Annotated in this window: 20 protein-coding genes; 3 read left to right on the plus strand and 17 right to left on the minus strand. The window is 63.0% G+C overall.

The genetic code is table 11. The annotated features are described in order from the left end of the window. Positions 1-17 precede the first annotated feature (17 nt). The 3 genes from SZ64_RS03630 (at position 18) to SZ64_RS03640 (ending at position 2,178) form a co-directional block, all read left to right on the plus strand. On the plus strand, positions 18-953 hold the full coding sequence (locus SZ64_RS03630; RefSeq protein WP_082384423.1) for a TIR domain-containing protein: 936 nt from the start codon (positions 18-20) through the stop codon (positions 951-953). Positions 954-973: 20 nt separating this feature from the next. Further along, complete coding sequence (locus SZ64_RS03635; protein WP_054529568.1) at positions 974-1,687, plus strand: adenylate/guanylate cyclase domain-containing protein; 714 nt, start codon at positions 974-976, stop codon at positions 1,685-1,687. 260 nt (positions 1,688-1,947) lie between these two features. Beyond that, positions 1,948-2,178 (plus strand): hypothetical protein, encoded by a 231-nt coding sequence (locus tag SZ64_RS03640; protein WP_054529569.1) that lies wholly within the window; start codon positions 1,948-1,950, stop codon positions 2,176-2,178. Between the two features lie 12 nt (positions 2,179-2,190). On the opposite strand, the gene SZ64_RS03645 is transcribed toward SZ64_RS03640, so the two are convergent. The 17 genes from SZ64_RS03645 to traL are packed head-to-tail and all read right to left on the minus strand — an operon-like array spanning position 2,191 to position 19,803. Further along, the gene (locus SZ64_RS03645) at positions 2,191-4,893 is read right to left on the minus strand and encodes a conjugal transfer protein TraG N-terminal domain-containing protein (protein ID WP_054529570.1); all 2,703 of its coding nucleotides are present in this window, start codon (positions 4,891-4,893) and stop codon (positions 2,191-2,193) included. 39 nt (positions 4,894-4,932) lie between these two features. After that, on the minus strand, positions 4,933-6,357 hold the full coding sequence (locus SZ64_RS03650; RefSeq protein WP_054529571.1) for a conjugal transfer protein TraH: 1,425 nt from the start codon (positions 6,355-6,357) through the stop codon (positions 4,933-4,935). Position 6,358: 1 nt separating this feature from the next. Then, complete coding sequence (locus SZ64_RS03655) at positions 6,359-7,195, minus strand: conjugal transfer protein TraF (protein WP_054529572.1); 837 nt, start codon at positions 7,193-7,195, stop codon at positions 6,359-6,361. Continuing rightward, positions 7,176-8,897 carry a conjugal transfer protein TraN gene (locus tag SZ64_RS03660; protein ID WP_054529573.1) on the minus strand — a complete coding sequence of 574 codons (1,722 nt, stop codon included), beginning with the start codon at positions 8,895-8,897 and terminating at the stop codon, positions 7,176-7,178. The genes SZ64_RS03655 and SZ64_RS03660 overlap by 20 nt, the downstream gene beginning before the upstream one ends. Continuing rightward, positions 8,894-9,604 carry a type-F conjugative transfer system pilin assembly protein TrbC gene (gene trbC / locus SZ64_RS03665; protein ID WP_241772975.1) on the minus strand — a complete coding sequence of 237 codons (711 nt, stop codon included), beginning with the start codon at positions 9,602-9,604 and terminating at the stop codon, positions 8,894-8,896. The genes SZ64_RS03660 and trbC overlap by 4 nt, the downstream gene beginning before the upstream one ends. A 50-nt stretch (positions 9,605-9,654) precedes the next feature. Further along, complete coding sequence (traU, locus tag SZ64_RS03670) at positions 9,655-10,683, minus strand: conjugal transfer pilus assembly protein TraU (protein ID WP_054529575.1); 1,029 nt, start codon at positions 10,681-10,683, stop codon at positions 9,655-9,657. Then, on the minus strand, positions 10,680-11,324 hold the full coding sequence (gene traW / locus SZ64_RS03675) for a type-F conjugative transfer system protein TraW (protein ID WP_082384424.1): 645 nt from the start codon (positions 11,322-11,324) through the stop codon (positions 10,680-10,682). Before traW ends, traU begins: the two co-directional genes overlap by 4 nt. Further along, a complete protein-coding gene (locus SZ64_RS03680) occupies positions 11,321-11,845 on the minus strand; it encodes a S26 family signal peptidase (RefSeq protein ID WP_054529577.1) in 525 nt (174 codons plus the stop codon). The genes traW and SZ64_RS03680 overlap by 4 nt, the downstream gene beginning before the upstream one ends. Then, positions 11,832-12,239, minus strand: coding sequence for a type-F conjugative transfer system protein TrbI (locus tag SZ64_RS03685; RefSeq protein WP_054529578.1), 408 nt, complete (start codon positions 12,237-12,239; stop codon positions 11,832-11,834). Before SZ64_RS03685 ends, SZ64_RS03680 begins: the two co-directional genes overlap by 14 nt. Continuing rightward, positions 12,236-12,631 (minus strand): hypothetical protein, encoded by a 396-nt coding sequence (locus SZ64_RS03690; RefSeq protein WP_054529579.1) that lies wholly within the window; start codon positions 12,629-12,631, stop codon positions 12,236-12,238. Before SZ64_RS03690 ends, SZ64_RS03685 begins: the two co-directional genes overlap by 4 nt. Before the next feature lie 32 nt (positions 12,632-12,663). Next, the gene (traC, locus tag SZ64_RS03695; RefSeq protein WP_054529580.1) at positions 12,664-15,210 is read right to left on the minus strand and encodes a type IV secretion system protein TraC; all 2,547 of its coding nucleotides are present in this window, start codon (positions 15,208-15,210) and stop codon (positions 12,664-12,666) included. Then, complete coding sequence (locus SZ64_RS03700; protein ID WP_054529581.1) at positions 15,210-15,953, minus strand: conjugal transfer protein TraV; 744 nt, start codon at positions 15,951-15,953, stop codon at positions 15,210-15,212. The genes traC and SZ64_RS03700 overlap by 1 nt, the downstream gene beginning before the upstream one ends. A 5-nt stretch (positions 15,954-15,958) precedes the next feature. Beyond that, the gene (locus SZ64_RS03705) at positions 15,959-16,849 is read right to left on the minus strand and encodes a DsbC family protein (protein ID WP_082384425.1); all 891 of its coding nucleotides are present in this window, start codon (positions 16,847-16,849) and stop codon (positions 15,959-15,961) included. Continuing rightward, positions 16,846-18,180, minus strand: coding sequence for a TrbI/VirB10 family protein (locus SZ64_RS03710; RefSeq protein WP_054529582.1), 1,335 nt, complete (start codon positions 18,178-18,180; stop codon positions 16,846-16,848). The genes SZ64_RS03705 and SZ64_RS03710 overlap by 4 nt, the downstream gene beginning before the upstream one ends. Next, on the minus strand, positions 18,173-18,931 hold the full coding sequence (locus SZ64_RS03715; protein WP_054529583.1) for a type-F conjugative transfer system secretin TraK: 759 nt from the start codon (positions 18,929-18,931) through the stop codon (positions 18,173-18,175). The genes SZ64_RS03710 and SZ64_RS03715 overlap by 8 nt, the downstream gene beginning before the upstream one ends. Next, positions 18,931-19,503, minus strand: a complete 573-nt coding sequence (locus SZ64_RS03720) for a type IV conjugative transfer system protein TraE (protein ID WP_054529584.1) — start codon at positions 19,501-19,503, stop codon at positions 18,931-18,933. The genes SZ64_RS03715 and SZ64_RS03720 overlap by 1 nt, the downstream gene beginning before the upstream one ends. Before the next feature lie 12 nt (positions 19,504-19,515). Then, the gene (traL, locus tag SZ64_RS03725) at positions 19,516-19,803 is read right to left on the minus strand and encodes a type IV conjugative transfer system protein TraL (protein WP_007011018.1); all 288 of its coding nucleotides are present in this window, start codon (positions 19,801-19,803) and stop codon (positions 19,516-19,518) included. Between the last annotated feature and the right edge of the window lie 2 nt (positions 19,804-19,805).

The following is a 19,805-nucleotide window of genomic DNA, read 5'->3' on the forward strand; positions in this document are numbered from 1 at the left end:
AAGGATTGGAGAATACTATGGGCGCATTGCTGGATAGATTTAGTGGAGACGAAAAAAAAGTCAGGCTCATAGAAGCGGTTTGCGGCCAGGATTTGGTCGCGAATGACAAGGACCTTGCCGAACAGATCGTTGCCGCCGGGGTGTTGCAGGAAATTGCCGATGGCGATGTCATCATCAAGCAAGGCGACTGGGACGACGACCTGTTTCTCATTCTTGCCGGAAAGATGCAGATCACCATCAACGGGCGTCCGCAGGCGGTACGCGAGGCTGGTACGCATGTAGGGGAGCTTACTGGTACATCCCCAGCGCGGCCACGCACGGCTACCGTTTCGGCGATCGGCGAGGCGCTAGTACTTCGCCTCAAGCGCACTGCGCTGGATGAGATTACACGCGATAGCCCTGCCTATTTGAAGCGGATGCTTGATGTGGTCGCAGGACGGCTTGACGAGCGAAACAAGGGCATTGGGCAAACAAATGACATTCCCAGAATTTTCGTGATTTCGTCATCTGAGAAGATCGGTATCGCGAATGAAATCGTGCGAAATCTCGATTCCAAGGAAATTGCAGTTCAACTGTGGGATAAAGGGACATTCGGCATTTCCGATTATCCCATAAGCTCGCTGATGGACGCGATTGAATCGTCCGACTTCACGATTGCCGTTGTCGGTGCGGATGACACCCTCACCATGCGAGGCGAAACCCATCAAGTTGCTCGCGACAATGTCCACCTCGAATTTGGGATTTCTCTCGGTGTGCTGGGGCGTCGGCGATCAATGCTTCTGGTTTGCGCCGATGACGGCGTTCGTCTGCCGAGCGATGCCGCAGGTTTGACCACGTTGCGATATCGGACCGGCTCCGATGATGAAATGAAGCGCACGGTGCGCAACGCCTGCATTGAAGCGAAGGAGCACATTGAAAAGGAAGGCGTGTTCACCGACAGGCGCGCCTGCTGATTGCTTGATGTGAGGTCCGAATGTCTTCTTTCGTCGATACGTTGAGCGATTCCGTCGATGACATTTTTTCCGTCGCCTGGGATGAGCGCGAGGGTCGTACCGTGCCGGATTCCGACAGCGTGACGCTCCGCAACGGTGCCGTGAAGCTCGATGCTGTGTTCCTCTACGCCGATTTGGCTGGATCGTCTAGCCTTGCCCGCGTTTGCCAATGGCAAACGACGGCGAAGATTATCCGGGCCTATCTTGACGTTGCCACCCGCCTCATCAGGGCCTGGGGCGGAGAGATTCGCAGCTTCGACGGTGATCGCGTGATGGGGGTCTTTATCGGAGACACTCCAAACAGCAACGCTGCGAACTGCGCGAGAGAGATAGACTACGTCGTTGAAAAGATCATCGCGCCGAAAGCACGGGAAAAATTTAAGTCCGTGCGCGACAACGACTTGCAAATCACCCACTGCGTAGGGATCGACGTGGGTGTGGCCCGCGCCGTTCGCGCTGGCATCAGAAATAATAACGATCTCATTTGGATAGGAAAGGCACCGGCATTCTCGGCCAAGCTTTCCGATGTGCGGAACTATCCGTGGTGCGTCTATATTTCCTCGCGTTCGTATAAGAAGCTCACTAATAGCGCGAAATACGATGGCGACGGCAAAGATATGTGGGTCGGTGTCGAACGCACAGTCGGCGACGTTAAAGAAACTGTCTACAAGACCAAGGTGATCAGAAAACCTTGATGCTCGTGGCAGTCCGACTTTTGCCGCATTGCAAATTCCCGTTTCGCCCTCGACTACCTGCCGATTAATGCCGCGCCCTTGCGGGCCGTGCTCTCGTGAACCGCGCCAGCCCTTGGCCGTCACGCCAGTCGAGTGTCCGGACCGTCCCCAACACTCGCCATGCGAGAGGAGAGAGCCCTGCTTATGGTAGGAGCCCACCGGCGTCTGTCGAATTTCCTGTCCCCTGACTCTGTTTCTGCTATGTTCTAAGGAGAGGCGAGATGAATGCGATCATGACTAAATTCGATATCGATGCAGCAGAGTCACGGCGCCCAAAATGTTGGGAGGGCTTCTCGGAACTCGATCAAGCGATCCGTGACAATCGCCTGATGGAGTATCGGATCAAGAAGTCCTGGGCCGACCCTTGGGGGCGGAAGCTCACAATTGTCGGTGTGACCGTTATCTTAGCGGTGTTCTTGTTCCTGGCAGGTGCCTCGTTCGGGCTCTGGTGATTGGGCTGTAGATCACCATTCCTTCACTTCATCGGCAGACTCCGCGCTCGCACCCTGTGCGCCCTTGGTAACCGCATCAAGGCGGCCTCTGGGTCCGCGGATCCGTTGACGACCGGCATCCTGAGCGCGCAGCACTTCGTCGTGAATAGTGCCTGGGTCCACCTGCGGCACGCTTCCTGAACTCCCTCCACCGATTTGGGCTCGACTGCGGACATATCCCAGTCCTGAGACTGTCGGGCGAGAGATTGGTTGCCCTGACGTCAGTACGAGCCTGTCCTCGATCCCGTCGCGCAGCTGTTCCGCGTAGCTTTCGATGAATTTGCCCTGCAGCGCCTGACCTTCCGGACTGAGCTGAAACGTCAGGTCGTCGAACCGGACATTGCCGTAGAAGTCGCGATTGCGTTCGATTTCGACCAAGCCCCATTCGCGGTAGGCCTGTGACAGGTTGAGGCTGCCAGCGGCGCTGTTACCTTCGAAGAACGATGCCTGGCTTTCGAGGCGATTTGCCAGTTCTTCAGCCCGCCGCGCTTCGCGGCTGTAACTCTGCGCCTCGGTTAGCGATGCGTTCATGCCGCTCGCGGTCGACGAAATCGAGGAACTCGACGAGGTGCTGACGCTGCGAACAAACCCGTCGCGCGTGCTCGACCAGTTCCGGCTGTCCGACATCTGTGCGAGGCTGCCGAAGATGCGTGAGCGGTCCTCGGAAGCGATGCCGATATCGCTGTCGGTCCATGTGCGGGTACCGCCAGCTTTCGCTCCTACGTTTGCCGAAAGAACACCATTAGTAACGCCAGCATTTGCGCCAGCTTCGCCCCCAAGGAACCACGCGGTCGAAATGTCGTCAGCGGCCCTTCGTGAGAGGCCGAACTGGCGCTGTAGGTTGGTGGATGCCTGGTCGACTTCGTTGAAGGCGGTCTGGATGCTATCGGAGTTGGATGTGCCGGTTGCGCTCTCGAAAGCCGATCCGCGGCTGAATTGGCTGCGCAGTTCGCGGAACTTTGTGACGGCGCTGGTGGTCGATTCCGTCGCAATGTTCGCATAGCTCTCGCTGTTCGAGCGCGCCTGCGATGCCATTGTCGACAGGCGTGAAGTGAACTCCTGTCCGAGACTGGGCGTGAATGGATAGCTCGAGTTGGGAAGCTGATCGTAGCTGGCTTCGGGGAAACTCGTCGTCATCGAGCCCGTATCGCTGAACGTCCGCGTCTGCGCCGCGCCATAGGTGAAGCTTGGCGCGATCGTCCCTTGTGCGAACTGGCGCGTCAGAACGCTCGAATTCTCAAAGCTCGTATTGCCCAGCGAGACGTTGCCTGTGCTTGCCTCGCGCGCTGCTTCCTCGGCCGCATTCTGGCTCGGATTGAGATAGCTTGTCGCATGGTGCGAAATCGCCATGGCGCCCTTGGCGACGCCGCCAGCCAGAAACGGCACCGACGCGATGAGATAGCCTGCGAGCAGCCCGATATCGCTGTTCACATCGGCCATGCCGGTGAAGCTTGCAAGACTGAGCCCGCTGCTTCCAGCAACCGCGCTCATGTCCGCGGCCCCCTTGTACATCAGCATCATGTGCAGGATCACGAACAGCGGTCCCCATGCCGCCAGGTAGAAGAAACCCGTCACATAGCCTTTGAGTGCCAGCGGCCCGGTCTTGGGCAGCAGGAACAGCGGGAAGAGGACCGGAAACAGGGCGTAGAAAAGCACGGTCAGCACGACATTGAGTAGCGGCACCCATTTCATCGCGTTGCTGGCAATCGAGCCATAGGTCCGCTCAGTCTGAATATCGGCGCGTGTCTGGGCGTAGACATCGACATTGCCCGCGCCGCTCGTTGCCGCCATCGAATGCATGGCCTGGCTCATCGCGTTGATCGTCAGCGTCTGCTTGAATATCTCGGTCGCATTGGCCGAGACCCCGGTGAGGTACTGGTAGGCCACTGGCAGATCGGCAAAGAGCTTGGCCTTGGCGAGGGCGGCGGTCTGGTCGGGATAGAGCTGGCGCCCGAAAACCGTGCCCATGCCGTCGATCAAACCGGCCCACTGCGCGTTCAGGGCGTCATAGGCTTCGCGGCAGGTGATGATATTCGAAGTCACCTGACCGGTCCCCGTGTCGCGGGTCAGGAAGCGCTGGGCCCGCGCCTGGCTCCCAGGCGCAATGGTCGTCCAGATGTCGCTGGTCTCGGCGAGTTCCTTCATCGAATAGCGGCCAAGCAGCACGTCGTAGAAGACGCATTGCCGAAAGTGCTCGTCGAGATTGGCGGCAAACTCCGGGTCGGAAATGCGCAAGGAGCGTGTGGCATCGTAGAGCCGCGCGCCGTAGATCATGCCATTCTTCGAATAGTTGAGATCGCCCGGCAGCCCGAACACGACCTCGGCCGAGCCGGTCAGATAGTCGCCGACCTGGCTCGTGAAGCTCGCCATCAGCGCAAGACCCAGCGGCACATTGCTGACATTGGCCGGAGCAAGACTAGGGTTGAGCCGGTCGGTCACATGGACGTCGAGCCGCGGCACCATCAGGCACGAATAGATCAGCGTCGCGCCGAGGAACCAGTTGATCCAGGCCCGCCAGTCCTGATTGAACGCCAGCGTGATGGCGGACAGGCCAAGCCCCATGACCATGACGACCTGCAGGAGGCTCTTGTAGCCCCCATTGCCTGTCCAGGCGGCGACCGCCTGAAAGACATTAACCAGGTAGTCGCCGCCGCCAACTGTGAAAATCTCGACCATGATGCTGGGCTCCCGCCGCTGTCGGCGCGCTGAAAGGGGTCAGTGGGTAAGGGCGCGCGACTGCACGCCGCGCGACCAGTCGAGCGAGGCGGCCATGCCGGGCGACATCGAGGCGGCGAGCACGTTCTCGATGAATGCGGTTTTCTCGATGATCTGCATGATGGCGTTGACCTTCAGATGCGTGTTTGCCTGCCTGTCGGCGAGTGCCTGCCGGACGACATTCACCTGGCCCTGCCACATCGCGATCTTGGCTTCGTCCGCGCCGATGAAGCTCGACATCGAGCGGCCCGCCTCGCTGACGATCCGGTCGAGGACTGCGAACAGCAGGTCGACGCTGGCGATCTCCGCCAGTGTCTCGCGATCGTCGGTTGGCATACCGCGGCCATAGGCCGCCTGGACCGTCAGGATCTTGTAAAGCGGGATCGAAGCAACCTGGAGCAGCTCCTTCTGCGCGTCGGTGATCGCGGTGTCGTCATGGATCGCCTGGATCATACCGGCAATCAGGGCCGCAACCCGAGGGCGCAGCGCCTTGGATGCGGGAAGGCTGAGCGACTTGAAGCCTGGATCGAGGCACTTGTCCGGCTCGTCACAGTCGAAGATCAGGACGTTTCCGTTGCTCGTCCCATCGAGCAGTGAGGTGACAAGCGTCGAGGACGCTTCCCCGACGATCGGCACGAACTTGCCCGGCTCATCATCCTTGGGCGGGACGTAGATAATCGTGCCCAGCAGCGTCATTGCATATTCGGCGAGTTCTTCGTCGAAGGTACCATTTGGCGAGAAGAACGCGGACTTCTTGAGGATCGTCCAGGTGTAGTTCCTTGCCACGGCGGGATTGACGTCGTCATATTTTCCCGAGCCCTGCGCCGTCGTGCTCGACCGCTGGCCCTTGGTGCCGCATCCATGCTTGGCGGCTGCATAGTCGGTGAAGATGCCTTCCGAATTGCCGATCGCCTCGCAGATCGCCTTGTCGGCCAGATCGCCCTTGGGCCAGATGCCGCCCACCAGCCCCTGCGCCATTTCGCAGGAGTTGATGTTGAGGTTGTTCATGAGCTGAGCCTTCTGGCTGAACTCCTGCATGATCTTCGAGCATTCCGGGCAAACCGTGTCGATCGCCAGGCTGAAAGCAAAGCCCACCGCATTGTTGGCGACAGCCTTCAGCATCGCGACGATCTCGCTCGCGTTGATGAAGCTGAAGGATCCGGCGAAGATGTCGATGCCGCCGCAGCCTGCGCGAGCGCGTGGCAGCTGCAGATTGGCGATGTTGGTCGTCTTCTGCGGGAAACGCGTCCAGACGTTGCCGAGGCTGTAATAGCCTGCCGACTGGCCCTCGAACGCGGTCGGCCCATTGACGTTAGCGGCGCCGCCAACATCGTTGAGGAACGAGTCCATCGAACTGCCGACATCCGCCGATACGCTGGTAAGGGGGAGGGTAGCCGCAAGGATCGCGGCGACGGCACGTTTCATCCTAGTAGTCACGTCCGGCTTCCTTCGATGTGAGGAGATAAATGCGGTCCTGCAGCTCGTCGGCGCTCATTACGCCGTAGCCGATCGGGATGGGCTGGCCCTTGGCGGCATCCCAGAGCACCACCGCCGGCGTGACCTTGGGCTCGAGCCCCATGCGGCTGCGCTGGTTGGTCTCGACCGTGTAATTCGGGAAATGGCGTGAGGGGCCGCCGTCGGTCGAAATCGCGCGCACCGTGATGTGCCAGGTCGAAGCGACGCTCTGGACGATCGGCGACATGACTTCGCAGGCGCCGCAGCTCTGGGCGAAGAAGTAGAACAGCCCGTAGCGTTCAGAGAGCTGCGCCATCACAGCATTGCGCTCGGCATTGCGCGAGTCCTGCCACTGGCGCTTGCCGAGCGTCGAGACTGGCCGCTGGAGCGTGTAGTCGAGATCAGGATCCTGCCAGATCGCCCGCTGCCAGACATCGCTGAACAGCGATGCCCGGTCGAGCTGGGCGCGCTGAAAACGGATGTAGGCCGTCACATTGGCCGGCGTCGGCTCGAGAATCGCCTTGGCTTTCAGTTCGCGCAGATTTGCAGTGATGGCATCGAGCTGGCTCGTCGCACTCGGAGCAGGCTCGGAGGCATCCTCCTGCACTTCGGGCGGCTTGGGCCTGGCGCAATAGAACCAGTACCCAAGGCGCCGCTCCTCGCAGTAGAAGCTGTCCTGGCTGTCGCTGGTCGTGACCAGCGGCGGTTCCTGGCCGTGTGCCGGAACACTGAGCGCGGGCGCAACGGCGGTGAGCGAGAGGCAGGCGGCAAGCAGCCGCCGGGCGGCCTTATTGGCTGGCGCGGGCATAATAGTCCTCGATTTTCTGCTGGATTTCGGTGGCGGCCTGGAGCTCGTCGGGCAGACGCGCGGCGTCGGTGAATTCGGCGTAGACCTCGCTGAAATCCATCTTCGAGAGATCGAGCCGCGAAAACTCGTCGATGGTAAAGCCAGGGCACTGCTCGGTCTTGGGCTTGCCCCAGGGCTTGTTCAGCTGCTGGCGGCCCTGTTCCTGCAGGATCCGCGAGAGCTTGGATTCAAAGCAGCAATAGACCTTCTTCTTGGTCAGGCAGACGCCCAGGAAACTGTCAGAGCAATAGGTCCCGACATAGGCGCATAGGCCCTGCGCATCGCGCTGGTGAAGCAGCATTTCCTCGCGGCTGCAGCCGAGAGCGACAAGCAGCTGGATACCCGGAATGAGCGGGAAACCCTTGCCCTTGCAGCAATTGAGCACGCCGAAGACCTTGGACGAGCAGGTGTTGCGCGTACCCTTGAACAGGGTGAGCGTGTCGGGATCGAACTCGCGCCGTGCCTGGTCCATCGCGTTGAGCGCGACAACCGCGTCCTTGAACTCGTCATTGGCCTCGCGATCGATCGTCTCGCACGAGCCATCGATGCAATAGATGTCGCCGTCGCAGATGAACTGGCTGGTATCAGTAGGCTGGTCCGGGACAGGGCAGTCGTAGACCCGCTCCCAGGTTCGGCAGGGCTCACCCGAAAGGCAGTCCTCACGCACCAGCGAGCAGCCGGACGTGCTTTCCAGCGTCTGGCAGTCCTGGGCTTCGGTAAATTCGGCGCAAGTATAGCTGCGCGACCATGCCCAGCAGGGCTCGGTGACCGCAATGCCGTCGACGATCCGGGTGACAGGATCGCTGTCTGTGCAGGTTTCGGTGTCCTGCTGACATGAATTGTCCGCAGCAAGGCCCGCGCACTGGCTTTCATCACGGCTCGTCGTGACGACATTTTCACCGGTCACGCTGTAGGGCGTCGCGCCATCAACCGGTGCGGTGCAGCTCACGAGATCGACGCGCAGGTCCCCCGAGTTGCAGCCCCAGTAGATACCCAGATAGGGATCGCACAGATTGATCGGATAGGACTGCGTGACCGTGCATTGCGGCGCCGGGTAGCGATTGCAATTGTAGATCGACGCCGGATCGACGCCGCTCCCGCCGACGCAGTAGTAGCCATATACCTGCCGCTGCTCGATCGTCGCATTCAGCGTCACCGGGCAGGTTCTGTTCTCCTGGGTCGCGGTATAGCCGACATTGCAGGTCGCCATGTAGCGCGCTGCCGTGCCGGTTCCCGGAGGCAGGGGGACGCAGCGGCCCTGACTCCCGCTAATGCTCATGCCGCTCGTGTAGGAGAGCGGATCGTCGTTGATGACGTTGCTGCGCGCGACAACCGCGTCGAGGTCCTGGGGCGCGAACTGCGCACGGCGATCCATGGAATCGCGCACGGTCCGGTATCCGGTGTTCGCCGTTGCCTGACTCGCGGCTTCACGCGCCATCCGGTCTGGATCGTCGAAATAGCCCGACTGGTTCGGCACACCCCCGAAATTGGGAATACGGTTTGCGTCCGGGTCGGTTGTCGCCGCGCTCTGTGCTGCGGCCGCCTGGTCGCGCCCGAACGCTTTACCGTCCGCCTTGGCCGCATCGGTCGTGCTTTGGGCCGAGACGCTTGCCGGCAGACAGGCGCAGGCGAGGCAGAGAAGGGGGAGGAGAAGCCGCTTCATGGGTCACTCCGTTGCAGGCGGGCAAGATGCTGGGATGCGAGAAGGGCGCCGGGACCGCCGCCTCGGGCGAAGGTTTCGAGCGCATAAGACACGCTCACATTGCCGCTCATCCGGTCGTGGGGCGGAACCTGGGTCCGGCAATCGAAGCCATCGCAGAGATCGAAATCGCTGCTGGTCACCACATAGGTGGGGACCGTCTCGATTCCGAAGGCGCGAAACAGGCGCGGATCGATGCCGACCGCGTCGAGCTTGCCGCCGTCCTCTGCGACTTTCGCGAGCGCTGCGGTCAGGGTCTTGGCGCTGCCCCCTGGCAGCCCTCGAAGCACGACCACACCGCCTGCACGGGCGACGTCGTCCGCCATGGCGCGCAAGGCCGCCGGCGGCATCGAGAGCGAAGCGAAGGCGATAAAGCGGGGTGCTTCACCCAAGCCCTCGCTGGCCATGGTGCCCGCGTCGGCCACCATCTTGTCGAAGTCGAAGACGTCCTCACTTTCTGGCCGCGCGGATCTTGCCGCCTGCTCGGTGTAGCGCTTGCCGTGCGCCTGGGCTTCGGCGGCGCTGTCATTGGCTTGGCTAAGGACAGCTTCGGCGCGCGCACGGGCACTGGCGGCAAGCGCCTCGGCTTCGCTCGCCTCAACCTTGGCGCGGGCGCGTATCGCTTCGAGATCGAGCTCCTGTTCGCTGGTCTGTGCTGCGGCTCCCGCCATAGCGGCCGCGCCAGTGATCGACGCAATTACAAGAAGATGAGGGAATAGTTTCATAGCGCGCAGCAGTTCCGTTTGCGCCAGACCAGATAGCCCATGTCCTCGCCGATGGCGGGATAGACCTGGCCTGCCGACATGAGGGTGGTGGAGGCGCCAATGGGCGCGCAGGCGTAGCGGCCCTTGGTCTGTGGGTTGGGATTGGTGGCCTGGAAGCGGTATTGCTGCTTCCTCATCACCGGCATCAGATACTTGCCGCAGAGCCCCTTGCTGCCCATCGTGCCCCAGGCGACGAGTTCGCGGTGGAGCTTGTAGGAGAAGCGGGCGAGGGCGAGCCGCGATGCCTGGACATGCCCGATCGTCGCCGAGACATTGCCATTCAAAGGATACATGCTGCCCTGGCATCCCGCGCACCAGAAGAGTTCGTCGGTCGGGAGCTTGGCCGTCGCAGCAACGCAGTCAGCCGCACAGGCCGCAAGCGCGAGCGGGTTGGCGAAGAGCACGGCCTCGGGGTTGATGATCGCGGTGAGCTCGGAATCCTGCCAGAGCGGATCGATCTCGGTGATGTAGAGAATGTCGACCGAGCCCTGCTCGAGGCACAGAAAATCGGCAACGATCTCCATCCAGTAGATCAGGGGATAGGCATACCAGTGGACATGCCACTGCGAATTGTACTGCGTCGCGCCGCCCACCGCCGAAGGACCGGCCATCGACTTGAACCCGATGTCGAAGCCGGGATCGAGTTTCATCCCGCCGAGATTGACGAAGCACCAGGGCTTCATGCTGACGTCGGCAAGTCGCACCGGCTCCCAGAAGCCCATGGCGATGCCCGGCCGCAAACCGCAGAGGCAAACGGGAAGCGTCGGGTTGCTCGTGTCGGGACGGCTCGACGGCCAGATCTTCAGACCGCCAACCGAGATCGGAAACAGGCACGACCAGCAGATGTCGGTGATCGGATTGACGAACTTGCCCGTGCAGCGGCCCGGACCAGCAGATGCCTGCGCTGGCGAAGCCGCAGCAAGGCTGAGACTGCAGGCAAGGAGCGCGCAGCATATCCATGTGAGAAGACGATTTTTTCTGCTCATGACGATGCGCGCTCCTTGGATCGAACCGGCTGCTCGGTGATGATGAGCACGCGGCCCTGCTGTTCGACGGTTGCGGGCACGGCGCGGATGCCGAAATGCTTCACGAAGCTGCCGCCCTGGTCGAAATAGAAGCGGCGCTGGCGGGCCTTCATCAGTTCAAGCGGCGCGCCGCGAACGAGGATGAGTTTGGCCCTGGTGCTGGCATAGCGCCGGGTTGCCCAGGCAAGCTGCTCGGGATCATCGCCGTCGAGGAATACCAGCGGCACACGCAGCGGTACGGTGTCGAGCGGATTGACTCGTGTTCCGGCCGCCACGATCACCCGGCCCTTGTCGTCGGCAATGTCGCGCTCGACGCTGATCGTCGGATCAAACCGCCAGCTACGCGCCGCCGCCGCGGCACTGATCCCCGCGACCGGCTCAGGGCGGTTGACGCGCGCGATCGTTCGCCGCTTCAGTTCCTCGTTGAGCTTGGCGGTCTCGCCGGTCTTCTCGAGATGGGTGAGGCGCGCATGGATTTGCTCGAGCAGGTCAGGCTCGATCACGGACCAGACCGTGCCTTGCTGGCCGTAGTCGCGGGCGCCTGCCGGCGCGGCCATCAGAAGACCGGCTACGAGGAATGGGGCGGCGCGAAGCGGTGTCACAGGATCGGCCTCCCGACCCCGAGAATGCGCCTGGCGCAGATCCACCCGATCGCCGCATAGCGGCTGTCGAAGCCGTCCTTGTGCGCGGTGGTGACGAAAAAGCAGCCTTGAGGCACCACGCCAGTCGGACCGAGCGCCAGCGGCTCGCCGAAACGGCTTGCGCGCTTGGCTACCGCAACCTTGTGGCCATTGACGAAGAAGCTGCGCTCCTTCTCGGTCACGATATCGCCTGGCATGCCGCTCACCTTCTTGCCGAACGGCTTGGGCTTCTTGCCGAAGTGCCTTTCGAGCAGCGGCGAGGCGGGCGGATCGAACAGAACGATCTCGCCGCGCTGTGGCAGCGCGCCGCGATCGAGCCAGATCGCCCAGTATGGCAGGCTCGGACTGGCGTTGATCATCAGCGCATGATCCTTCGAGAAGGCGGCGAGCGAGGTGAGCGCGAGCGCTGCCGCACCAAGCCCTGCCCACAGCGCGAGGCGCCGCCCGGTTGGCGAGTGGAGGACAAGATCAGCGGCGCGCATCGGGAATGGACCTCACGCGGCGCGCGACATCGGCGCGCACGGCTTCGGTGAGATCAGGCGTGCTGCCGGCCACCACCGCTTCGGCGACGAGTACCGTGCGGCCCTCGCGGCCCAGATGTTCGACCGAGGCTTCGACCGCCTGGAGATAGGCCTGGACGCGCATCTTGGTTTCTTCTGGCGGTCGGCCTGCGCGCGCCTCGGCTTCGATGAAGTCGCCCATGATGCGGCTCAGCTGCACGGTCACCACTTCGCGCTTGTCGAGCGCGAGCAGCTTGTCGGTGGCCCAGACGCCCCAGAGCGCCGAGCCGACCATGCTCAAACCGAGCGCGACGGCGGTCCAGTTAACCGCACCCATGCGGCCGCGCAGGGACTGTGTTGCCAATATGTTCTTCACAGCTTTTCTCCCGAAAGCTCGCGCTCGAGATCGTTGATGAAGCGCGGCAGGCGCCAGACCACGACGAGCGTTGCGACACCGATGAGGACGAACTTGAACTCGTCGAGGAAGCCGAACTGGCGGCCTTGCTCGGCGCCGAGAAAACGGTCCGAAATATTGGCGAGATGGGCGAAGAAGACCCCGGCATCTCCGCCGGAAATTAGAAGGAAGAAGAGCAGCGGCAGCCCGAGCGCCATGAGGTAGCTCGAGGCGAGGAAGGTGCTGCCGCGAAGCACGATGTAGCAAAGGTCGGCTGCATGGGAGCGCCAGCACTTTGCCGGCAGATCGAGGCTTTCGCCGTCGGCACGTGCGTCTTGGGCCCGGTCGATCGGCGTGACGAGATGGAGTGGCATCGGTTTTGGGTGTCCTTGGATGGAGGGAGAAGTCAGGTTCGATTGGGAAAGGCGATCCGTTCGATCGCGTCGGCAAGCTGGTGGCCGCGCGCGATTTCGGCATCGATGGCGGCAAAGGTCTGGGGCGAGCTTGAGAACAACGTCGCCGAATAGTCGTCGAGGACGAGCCGGCCGATGGCTTCGGTCTCCGGGCCCTTGATGAAGACTTCCGAATAGTCGCTGCCCGAACGCTTCAGGCTGCGGATCAGGGTCTCGGTGCGGTCGTCCATGTCGAGGCGCTTCGACGCCTTGAAATCGGCGATCGTCTCGGGCTTCTGCTGGAGGATCAGCATCCAGTCGCTGTTTTCCAGCGCAGCGGTCGCCCCATCGGACTTGTAATAGTCGTTGAGTGACTGCGTCGCGGTTGCCAGCGCCCCGCCATATTTGCGGCAGGTGCGGGCATAGGTTTCGACGAACTCGCCCATCGAGCCGCCCTTGAGCATCGACCACGCCTCGTCGATCAAGAGCAGCTTCCTCACCGAGCGCGGGCTGCGGGTCATGGCCTGGCTGGTCATGAACATGATCGCCGAGAGTACGACGCTGCGCAATTCCTCGCGGGCGGCGAGGTCCGACATCTCGAAGACGGTAAAGTCGGTGTCGAGATCGAGGCTCGCATGGCCTTCGAAGAAGGCGCCATAGGTGCCGCCGGCCATGTATGGCGCGAGCGCGGTGGCGAGGTCGCTCGCGGCTTCATTGCCGAGACCGGCCAGTGCTTCGCCGACGCCGGTGATCGAGGCATCGACGCCCCGTTCGCTCCAGACCATGTTGACCGCCCGGTCGATCAGGCCGCGCTCGGTGTCGCTCAGCTTTGCGCTGTGCCGCGCCATCTGGCCGACAATGGCCTTGACCATGCCGAAGCAGTCGAGCCGGTAATCCTCGTCTTCGGCCGCGCGCTCGCCGTCGATCATCGAGAACGGATTGAGGCAGAAGCCCGCCTTCATCGTGAACTCGACGAACCGGCCGCCTTGCAGCTTCACCGAATGCTCGAAACTGCGACCGTCGTCGATGACCACGACCTGCGCGCCAGCGCCGCGCAGCGCCGCGCACATTTCCTGCAGCAGCACAGACTTCCCCGAGCCGGATTTGCCGCAGATCGCGACATTGTGGTTGCCAGCATCGTTCTCGAACGGCGACCAGAAGAAGGGCTGGCCGCGTCGGCCCACGAACAGCAGGTGCGGATGGACGCTGCCGAGATACTCGCCCTGCATGGGAGCGATATTGGCCGCTGTCGTCGACAGCACGGTCTTGAAGCGCTTGAGGCGCTCCATGTCCGCGCCAAGCCCATCGGCCAGCGTCATTGGCATGGCCGCGAGCAGCCCCTGGATCTGCAGGTATCGCTCATCGGCAAGATCCCAGCCCGCCGCCTTGTAGATCGACTTGATCGCGCGTTCGTCGCGGTCCCCGCGGCCGAGCGGGGAGTAGGTCGTCAGACCATAGAAGACCCGCACCAAACGTCGGCCTTCCTGCAGCTCGGATTGCACATGCTGCCACTCGGCTGCCTGCTCGCCGATGCGGGGCAGAAAACGCGCGCTGCGCGTTCCGGCAAGGCTCGTCGTACGCATGAATTTGAAGCCGGCCTTGGCCGAAGCGGCTTCCTGGTCGGGATAGACGAGGCACAGCATCGTCGCCGCCGGGCAGGGGAAGCGCAGCTTGTCGGTGAACATGTCGCCGATGAGCCGCGCGCATTCCCACGGCGCCCAGCGCTGGGGCATGTTGCGCGAGGAAAAATGCCGAACGTCGAACGCGTCGGGATAGACCGTGCCGATCTCGGGAACGCCGTCTTCGATCTTGCCCGTCGCACGAAACCGCTCGGTGACGAGCCGCATCCGGTCTTCATGGATGACGAGCTCGATATCGTGCCGGATCGCCTGGGCCGCGATCGCGTCGTTGGGATTATAGGGTACGGCATCGTCTTGCGGCGCGGTGGTCGGCGAGGTCAGGTCGTCGATGATCGCGATCAGTTGCTGGGGCTCGACTTCGGCCACACCCAGATTGAGCGACTTCAGCATGGCAATAAGGCCGTCGCGGGTCTGCTTGAGATCCTCATTGCTGACCGCCTTGGCGGCAGGCACGCCGACCGAGACGATGACCTGATGATGCCGGGCGTGGAAGGGCGCATCCTGCGAGCCCGATTCCCAGACAAGGCCGTAGAGCCGCCGTGCGCGGTGGCGGGCAATCGCCTCGTAGACGCCGCCCTGAACATAGCGCGGCGCAAACCAGGGTGCGACGATCCGGCTGATGCGCGGAGAGGCGAGATGCAGGACCTGGAGACAGGCGCCTGCCGGAAGCCCTTCGGAAAAGAATGACCCGAGGATCTCGCCAGTGCGTTCGTCCGCCCCGATCAGAGGAGTGACCGAGAGCACGAAGCCTTTGGAGCGCGCGTTGAAATAGAGCCGGCTCGTCGGATCATAGATCCGGTAGGGGAGCCAGTCCGACAGCAGATCGAGCATCAGGGCAGGCCGGTCCTGTTCAGCGTGCTCGGCATCGCCCAGAAGGCCGGTGAGGAGCCTGTCGACGATCGTCTTGAGTTTCTCGGCCATCACTTGGGCTCCTTTTGTGCCTTGGCGGCGTTCTTGGCGGCCTCGATCGCCTCGATGGTCGGGAAGATTAGCGGGGCTTTGTCGGCAGATGGCCGAGGGGTTCGATCATGCGGGGGCTGCGCCATGTCGAACCCCTCGACCGCCGGTGCGCTCGCACCGGCAACCGCCTCGCGCGCCGTGGAGGGGAGGACCAGCGGCGAGGCAGAGGGGATGTCCTCGAGCGAGGACGAAGGCTGAAAGGGCTGACCGAGATCGAACGTCTCGGCTTCGGACTGTTCGGCCGGGGGAAGGGTAGTGGCTTCGTTCAGGAGATCGCTCTTGGCCTGTGCGGCCTTCAGCTGGCGCCTGAGCTGCCGCATCAGCGGCGGGGCGGTATCCTCGCCTGCCTTGCGGCGCAATTCTGCGGCCCAGCGCGGATTTTCGACGACCGCCCAGGCGACCGCATCGTCGTGCAGCGTCCCGGTTTCATCGATGTGCGCCGGAAAGACGATCCTGAGTGTACGCTCGGAGGTGCGGCCTTGGTCACCGGATGCGACGGGGACAGGAGGACGCAGGCCGTCCTGGACCGGTCCGGTTGCGGACAAATCCTTGGTCGCGCGCGCATCGATCACCTGGCTGGGTGCGCAGTCGCCCTTTGGGGCACGGCAAGTGAAATCGCCTTCGATATTGGTTCCGAAGGTGGCGCAGCCGCTGGTCAGCACGGCAAGGCAGGCAGAGGCGAGAATACGGCGGGAAAATCCCATGACGATTATCCTTTCTTGGCCGGAGCGGGGGCAGCCGCTTTTGCGGGCTTGAGGAATTCGCGGAGCACGGAAGCCGGGCGATACCCTTCAAGGATCGCGCCATCCGACGGGCGTACGATCACCGGCGTTCCGTTGAAGCCATGGGCCTTGGCAAAGGCCTCGTTGGCATCGAGCCCGCTCGTGTCACACGGCTTCGGGTTGGCGAGGGCGAGACCCGAATAGGCCATATGCAGGGACAACTCGGGGCGCGGCGAGCACAGCACCCGTTCGGCATCGCGGCGGCTGTCGGCCCCGAAGATCGAAATGGGCCGCTCCTCGACGCGCGCGCCGATCGCTTTCAGTTCGGCCTCGAGCTTCTTGCAGTAGCCGCAGTGGAAATCGGAGAAGACGACGACCTTGGGGCCGTTGGCTGGTCCCCAGGTGATCGCGCCGTTGGCGGGCAGGCCGGCGAGCGATACCTTCTGCGGGGTGGCGCGCGGAACGGGCTGGCTTTCTTCGTTGGCATTGCTCCGCCGTGCCCCGCCCGCTGCCAGCAAGTCCGGGTTGAGTGCGAGGAGACGGGCTGCCGTCAGGTCCTGACGCGCCTCCATGTCGTAGATGCGCCCGATCACCAGATATTTGGCCGCGCGATCGACATAGAACAGCGTCGATTTTGAGGCGACTTCGCACAAGCCGCCAAGGCCATCGCAGCTAATGGCATCGATCGGCGTCTTCGGGAGGCGCAGCTTGAGCGCGGCGCGCACCTTTGCCGTGTCGGGAGCCTGGGCCGGGGAGGCGAGGCTGGCCACGCCCCAACCCGTTGCGGCTGACAGGGCGACGACGGCAGCAACGGTCGCCACCGGTCGCAGCCAGCGCCGCGGCTTGGTGGGGGTTGGATCGTTTGCGGCAGGGGTCATTGGGAGTTCCTCACGTAGACGCCGTCGAGGAAGACGATCTCGACATCGATGCCGGTCGGCATCTCGACGACGGGTTGGTATTGTTCGGCGCGCTCGATCAGATATTTGCTGACCGTATCGGCGGCATCGGCAGCGCCCTGGCCGAGCCCACCGCCGAGGATGTCGCCGGCAGAGAGCTTCGAGCGAGTGCCGTCGGCATTGGTCGTGACGCCGGAGAAGACGCTGTTGGCGTTCGCCGAAAAGCCGCGCCCGAACCCGCCGACAATCCCGGCAAGCAGAGCCTGGCTGACAAGGCTGCCCTCGCGGCTGACGACACGGCCACGCACGCCCGATTTTCCAGCAAAGCTGATGAAACCTTTGACCTCGCTCACCGCGACGCGCCCGCCGGGCTGGTCGCAGGTCATCCGCGCCAGCTTCACATAGACCTTCTCGGACGAGAGATCGCCGCGCGCTGCGCCATTGACGATGCAGCCCTGAAGCCGCGTGGTCAGAACCTTGCCGTTCTGCATGACCGATCGCGCCGGACCGGTAATGCGCAGCACCACGGGTAGCGGATCGGTCTGGCTCGCGACCCCCGCCGACGCATCGACGCCGACGATGACCTTGGCAGGAGCATAGGAATTGGGCGGGAGATAGTCCGGCGAGTCCTCGACCACGACCGGCGGCGCTTCGGGGCGAGCCGCTCGCAGTCCAATGGCTCCTGCCTTGTCGGAGGTGAAGCTCATGAGTTTGACTTCGCCGGGACCAGGCAGGCCGGTTTCGCTCGCGCCCAACGCGGCACCCGCGGGAGCAGGCTGAAGCGGTCGACCGCGCGCATCGTAGCCACCCGCCTGCGGGCCATAGGCCGGTGGCGGCAGGCTTGCGGCTGCCGGGGCGGACTGGCTGGCAAGGCGCGACTTGAGATCCGCGTTCTCAGCGGAGATCGCATCGATCGCGGCCTGGCCGTCGACTCGCATGGCCTGGTTCTCAGCCTTGAGCGCAGCCAGCTGGGATTCGATTTCCTCGCGCGGGAGGCTCGCGTCCTTCATGGCCTTCTGCTCGCGGGTGACGGCATCGAGACGGTTGCCGTAAGTCGCGACGAACTCGCGCTGCGAAAGGTCGCGATTGATGAGTCCTGCGGTGTCGATGGTCTGCGCGGCGGTGGGATCATCGCTCTTCGCGCCGTCGTCGCCGCCCAGGATGAACCAGCTGCCGCCGACCAGCGCGAGTGCGCCCAAGGAACCAAGCAGAAGCTTTTGCCGCCGCGCGGTCTTCGCGTTGAGGCTGGTCACCGGCGATGGCGATGCCGGATCGGCCTGGACCGGGTTTGAGTTCGTGGGAGCATCAGTCATGGCCCAACCCTCCGTTCGAACCGACGATGAAGGCGACCGTGCTTTCTCCCGATTTGAGAGTGGGCTGAGCGATCGAGATTGCGAGTGTCTGGGATGACGCGAGATCCGCTTCGGCAAGCGTCAGCGGCTTGCGGCCACGGTTCGCCAGGCGGATGACCTTTCCGGCGAGCGCGCTGCCGCGGTAATCGGCGATGAGCTGGATTTCGAGATCGCCGACCCGTGCCGGAAGGGCGGAGGACTGCCTGACTTCGAAGCCATCGACCGTCTGGTCATTGGCCATGGCCTGGATGAGCCGCACTGCGCTCGTCTCCAGCGGCGTTTCGCTTTCCCAGCCAGATGCCTTGTTTGTCGCGATCGCCGGGTTGGTGATGAAGACCTGCACTGCCGGGACAGGCTCGACCTGGCAGGAAACCTTGTAGACGAAGCCCTTCTTGGTCGTGGCGAAGAAGCTGATCGACCGCGCCGAATAGGTCTCGGGCACTGACACGTAGATGTCGCCGCGCAGCGGTTCGTTGGTAACCGCAAAATCGTTGTAGGGCGTGCCGGTCGAGATCTTCGAGACGCTGGCAAACTGGTCGTCGATAAGCGCGAAGCGCGTCAGCTCGCGGGCCGACACGGCGCATTCGATGCTTGCTCCATCTGCAGCCTGTTTGAACTGATCGGCGGCCTGAGCGCCGCTTGCTGAAAATGCGAGGATGGTACTGGCACAAAGAGCCATGCTCCACGCGCGCGTCTTGCGTCGGTAAGCCATTACTGGGCCTCCTTCGTTGGGTCTTTGGGGGGCAACTGGCTGAAGCCTGACAGCGCGAGACGCAGGCCCCGGTAGGTCCAATTGAAGCGGAAACGGCGTTCGTCGCTCGCGATGACCTGGGCGCCGACAAAGGTCTTGAGCGTGCCTGTCACATCGGAAGTCAGCCCCTTGGGGTCGACGGTCATCGACCGGATGACGAAGGCCTGGGTGACATCCGAACCCCGTTGCTCTTCGACAATCCGGACGAGATCGGCCTTGAGGCGCCCGTAGCTTGCCGGATCGGCGAGCTTCAGGATCTCGTCCATCCAGTAGTCGAGGCCCTCGGGGCTGCGATTGAGGAGAACGAGCGCGGCATCGCGGGTCACGAGTTCGAGATAGTCGGCCTCGACCCCCGCGCTGCTGACAGTGAGCTGCTTGGGGAGCGTTGGAAGGAGGACGACTTCGCGGTCGCGGGTGGTAGCAAGGCTGACCGCTACGACGAGCGCAATGCCAAGTCCGGCGCTGGTGAGCGCAAAGAGGTTGCGCTGGCGCAGCAGCGACTGCTGACGCTCGTGTGAAATGTCGGCAAACATGGATATCTCCCCTCAACCGGCAAGCAGGCGGCAGTGGGAAGGCGGCGTCGATTTCAGACCCAATAATCCGGCCGGCAGATACCAATAGGCGGCATGGGCTACCCAGGAGCTGGCGCGTCCTGCTTTTGCCTTTCGCAGCGCGAACCAGGCGCCGAAAGCAACGATGATGCCGACAAAGATATGCTGACTGAGGATGCCCCAAGTGAAGGGGATGAGCATCCCGGCGAACTCGTCGATGGTCCAGAAGCCGATGAGCTCCGGATCGTCGAGCCGACGCGGGATGATATATGGGTCTGCCATGG

This window comes from Erythrobacter sp. SG61-1L, from assembly GCF_001305965.1.
GTDB lineage: Bacteria > Pseudomonadota > Alphaproteobacteria > Sphingomonadales > Sphingomonadaceae > Andeanibacterium.

Excerpts from the sequence above, each read along its gene's own strand:
- SZ64_RS03630 (WP_082384423.1), top strand. The coding sequence starts at position 18 with ATGGGCGCATTGCTGGATAGATTTAGTGGAGACGAAAAAAAAGTCAGG.
- SZ64_RS03635 (WP_054529568.1), top strand. The coding sequence starts at position 974 with ATGTCTTCTTTCGTCGATACGTTGAGCGATTCCGTCGATGACATTTTT.
- SZ64_RS03640 (WP_054529569.1), top strand. The coding sequence starts at position 1,948 with ATGAATGCGATCATGACTAAATTCGATATCGATGCAGCAGAGTCACGG.
- SZ64_RS03645 (WP_054529570.1), bottom strand. The coding sequence starts at position 4,893 with ATGGTCGAGATTTTCACAGTTGGCGGCGGCGACTACCTGGTTAATGTC.
- SZ64_RS03650 (WP_054529571.1), bottom strand. The coding sequence starts at position 6,357 with ATGAAACGTGCCGTCGCCGCGATCCTTGCGGCTACCCTCCCCCTTACC.
- SZ64_RS03655 (WP_054529572.1), bottom strand. The coding sequence starts at position 7,195 with ATGCCCGCGCCAGCCAATAAGGCCGCCCGGCGGCTGCTTGCCGCCTGC.
- SZ64_RS03660 (WP_054529573.1), bottom strand. The coding sequence starts at position 8,897 with ATGAAGCGGCTTCTCCTCCCCCTTCTCTGCCTCGCCTGCGCCTGTCTG.
- trbC (WP_241772975.1), bottom strand. The coding sequence starts at position 9,604 with ATGGCGGGAGCCGCAGCACAGACCAGCGAACAGGAGCTCGATCTCGAA.
- traU (WP_054529575.1), bottom strand. The coding sequence starts at position 10,683 with ATGAGCAGAAAAAATCGTCTTCTCACATGGATATGCTGCGCGCTCCTT.
- SZ64_RS03680 (WP_054529577.1), bottom strand. The coding sequence starts at position 11,845 with ATGCGCGCCGCTGATCTTGTCCTCCACTCGCCAACCGGGCGGCGCCTC.
- SZ64_RS03690 (WP_054529579.1), bottom strand. The coding sequence starts at position 12,631 with ATGCCACTCCATCTCGTCACGCCGATCGACCGGGCCCAAGACGCACGT.
- traC (WP_054529580.1), bottom strand. The coding sequence starts at position 15,210 with ATGGCCGAGAAACTCAAGACGATCGTCGACAGGCTCCTCACCGGCCTT.
- SZ64_RS03700 (WP_054529581.1), bottom strand. The coding sequence starts at position 15,953 with ATGGGATTTTCCCGCCGTATTCTCGCCTCTGCCTGCCTTGCCGTGCTG.
- SZ64_RS03705 (WP_082384425.1), bottom strand. The coding sequence starts at position 16,849 with ATGACCCCTGCCGCAAACGATCCAACCCCCACCAAGCCGCGGCGCTGG.
- SZ64_RS03710 (WP_054529582.1), bottom strand. The coding sequence starts at position 18,180 with ATGACTGATGCTCCCACGAACTCAAACCCGGTCCAGGCCGATCCGGCA.
- SZ64_RS03715 (WP_054529583.1), bottom strand. The coding sequence starts at position 18,931 with ATGGCTTACCGACGCAAGACGCGCGCGTGGAGCATGGCTCTTTGTGCC.
- SZ64_RS03720 (WP_054529584.1), bottom strand. The coding sequence starts at position 19,503 with ATGTTTGCCGACATTTCACACGAGCGTCAGCAGTCGCTGCTGCGCCAG.
- traL (WP_007011018.1), bottom strand. The coding sequence starts at position 19,803 with ATGGCAGACCCATATATCATCCCGCGTCGGCTCGACGATCCGGAGCTC.